This window comes from Peribacillus sp. NPDC096540, assembly GCF_050278525.1.
Classification (GTDB): domain Bacteria; phylum Bacillota; class Bacilli; order Bacillales; family DSM-1321; genus Peribacillus.
The window spans coordinates 1-2,345 of sequence record NZ_JBNNTG010000100.1 but is presented as its reverse complement, the minus strand read 5'-3'; the positions used below and the strand labels follow the sequence as shown (position 1 = coordinate 2,345).

General features: G+C 37.9%; 3 protein-coding genes. 2 read left to right on the top strand and 1 reads right to left on the bottom strand.

The window, feature by feature from the left end:
* Positions 1–513: 513 nt before the first annotated feature.
* Positions 514–645: a hypothetical protein gene (locus ACQKMR_RS28340; RefSeq protein WP_427700239.1), complete on the bottom strand. Its 132-nt coding sequence runs from the start codon at positions 643–645 to the stop codon at positions 514–516.
* Positions 646–938: 293 nt separating this feature from the next.
* Here ACQKMR_RS28340 and ACQKMR_RS28335 point away from each other — a divergent pair, with 293 nt between their 5' ends.
* Together ACQKMR_RS28335 and ACQKMR_RS28330 are read left to right on the top strand one after the other, a co-directional pair.
* The gene (locus ACQKMR_RS28335; protein WP_427700238.1) at positions 939–1,721 is read left to right on the top strand and encodes an alpha/beta fold hydrolase; all 783 of its coding nucleotides are present in this window, start codon (positions 939–941) and stop codon (positions 1,719–1,721) included.
* A gap of 252 nt (positions 1,722–1,973) precedes the next feature.
* A complete protein-coding gene (locus tag ACQKMR_RS28330; RefSeq protein ID WP_379162651.1) occupies positions 1,974–2,078 on the top strand; it encodes a YjcZ family sporulation protein in 105 nt (34 codons plus the stop codon).
* The last annotated feature ends 267 nt before the right edge of the window (positions 2,079–2,345 follow it).

Here is a 2,345-nt window from a genome sequence, read left to right as displayed (position 1 = left end):
TACTCTGTACCACCTTCGGCAGTAAGGACTTTGTTTTGTTTCGCAAACTCATCCAATGATACCTAGCCTTATATGAAGTTCGTGTTCCTCAGACCTGAGGTTTGCCGCTTGCTTCCTTCAGATTCCACGTCACCATGGACACCCTTGCATTAAGCTAACCATTACTACTGCCTTCATCGTTCGGGACTTACACCCTATAGATTGCACCCATGCCGGGCGCACGAAAAAGCTGCCTTAAAGACAGCTCTGATCTTCAGCTAACAGGTAAAGAAAACTCATATGCCGTGGACCTGTTGGAATAGGTGGAATTATGTAGCAGACACAGGTGCCTGCAAAGTGAAATAAATATAGATGACGTGAAACGTCATTTGCAAGAGGTATTAGATAACTATCCAAGAACAGGATTAAGCTATGAAATAGGTGTTCATCCAGAGCTACCGAGATAATTATATCAGGTATTTTTTTGAATGATTTTAGATCAGTCTTTAACTCAACCAGAGCTTGTAATTTGAGTTAGAGGGTTAAATCACCAAAAACATCTTCTTCTACGATCGAATCTGTTACAACGATCAAATCTGTTACAACGATCAAATCGATCAAATCGATCGAATCTGTCACAACGATCAAATCGGCGTCTTCTATCACAAAAAAACATTCAAATCCCCTCCTTTTAACACTCTTACTATAAAATATGTTGGTATGAAAACAATGAATAGACAAGAGGCCATAAATCAAGAATACATAATCAAACAAAATAAATTCTGGTGCCAATCGATTTTATTTCTCTATGCAACATTGAGTGTTTATCTTCTTCAACTAACGAGGCAGTTTAGTTATGTAAATACCGTCTGGTTCATCCAACATTTTATAAAAGCATAATATTCCCCTAGGTGAATATCTTATCGCAGAGGCAATCTTTATTATATGGAGGAGTCTGCGTGGGATACTTTATTACTGTAGAACCAGGTGTAAGAATAAATGTAGAGGATGTAAATCCTGAGGGGAATAAAACAATTCTATTTATACATGGGTGGCCTTTAAACCATAAGCAGTTTGAATATCAGTTCAATATCCTTCCAGCAATGGGATATCGATGTATAGGCATTGACTGGAGGGGCTACGGCAATTCTGATAAACCATTCAGTGGTTACAATTTTGACAGATTGGCAGATGATATAAGTGTAGTAATTGAGGCGTTGCAGTTAAAAGATTTCACACTAGCAGGACACTCCACAGGTGGAGCGATTTCGATTCGATATATGGCTCGATATCAAGGTTTTGGAGTATCCAAACTAGTCCTTATAGACGCTGCATCTCCGACTAGTGTTGAAAAAGAATTTGCAAATAAGTTCATTACAGAAACACTTAATGATCGCCCTAAAATGCTGCAAGGTGTAACGGATCTCTTTTTCTTCCAGAAAATTTCTGGACCATTCTCGGACTGGTTCTTTCAGCTAGGATTACAAGCAGCAAGTTGGTCGACGGCTGCAATCATGACATCATTAAGGGATGAAGATGTGTACAATGATCTTGGCAAAATATTTGTACCTACGTTAATTATTCACGGCATCCATGATAAAATCGTTCCGTTTACTAAAGGTCAGGAAACAAAAAATCTAATAGCAAACTCACAGCTTGTACCATTTCAATACAGTGGTCATGGACCATTCTGGGAAGAGCGTGAAAAGTTTAACCAACTATTGATACAATTTATTGGATGATAGAACACTCCTGGTAACGGGTGCTTTAGTCGAACTGAAAAGTCGATCTCCTCTACGTTAAGGAATCGACTTTTTTTACTTCTTCTTATAGAACTAAAGCACTCGTTATCTCAATAAGAGGTACCTCCAACATTCTTAATTTTATCCTATGAACAGAGATGGAGACTATTGTGTCATTTTCCTAATTAGAGCATAAGGTGATATAACCCACAATAAGTTCCTCCTTAAAAACAAATAAGGAGAGGTTTCTGTATGTCAGACGGTTTTGGATTTGGTGGAGGTTTCGCCTTTATAGTCGTTTTGTTTATACTCTTAATCATTGTTGGAGCTAGCTTTGTTGGTGGTGGATGCTGCTAAAAATAGTATGAAAAAAGCCGACCTTTATTGGTCGGCTTCTTCAAATTTGATTCCTATTTCTAGGGAAGGATAGCTATTTTGAAAACTCTAATTATGGTCCAGACGACAAAAATTTTATGTAAATAAAGCTCCGAATTTCCCTTCGCTTAGGATCTTCAAGGATTTCATATCATAATGAACTCCCTCAGTTTAATAGATAATGCTCACGAATACTCGCTTATTCGCAGGATTTCAAACCACATGGTATAGGTTGCTTTAGATGAACGA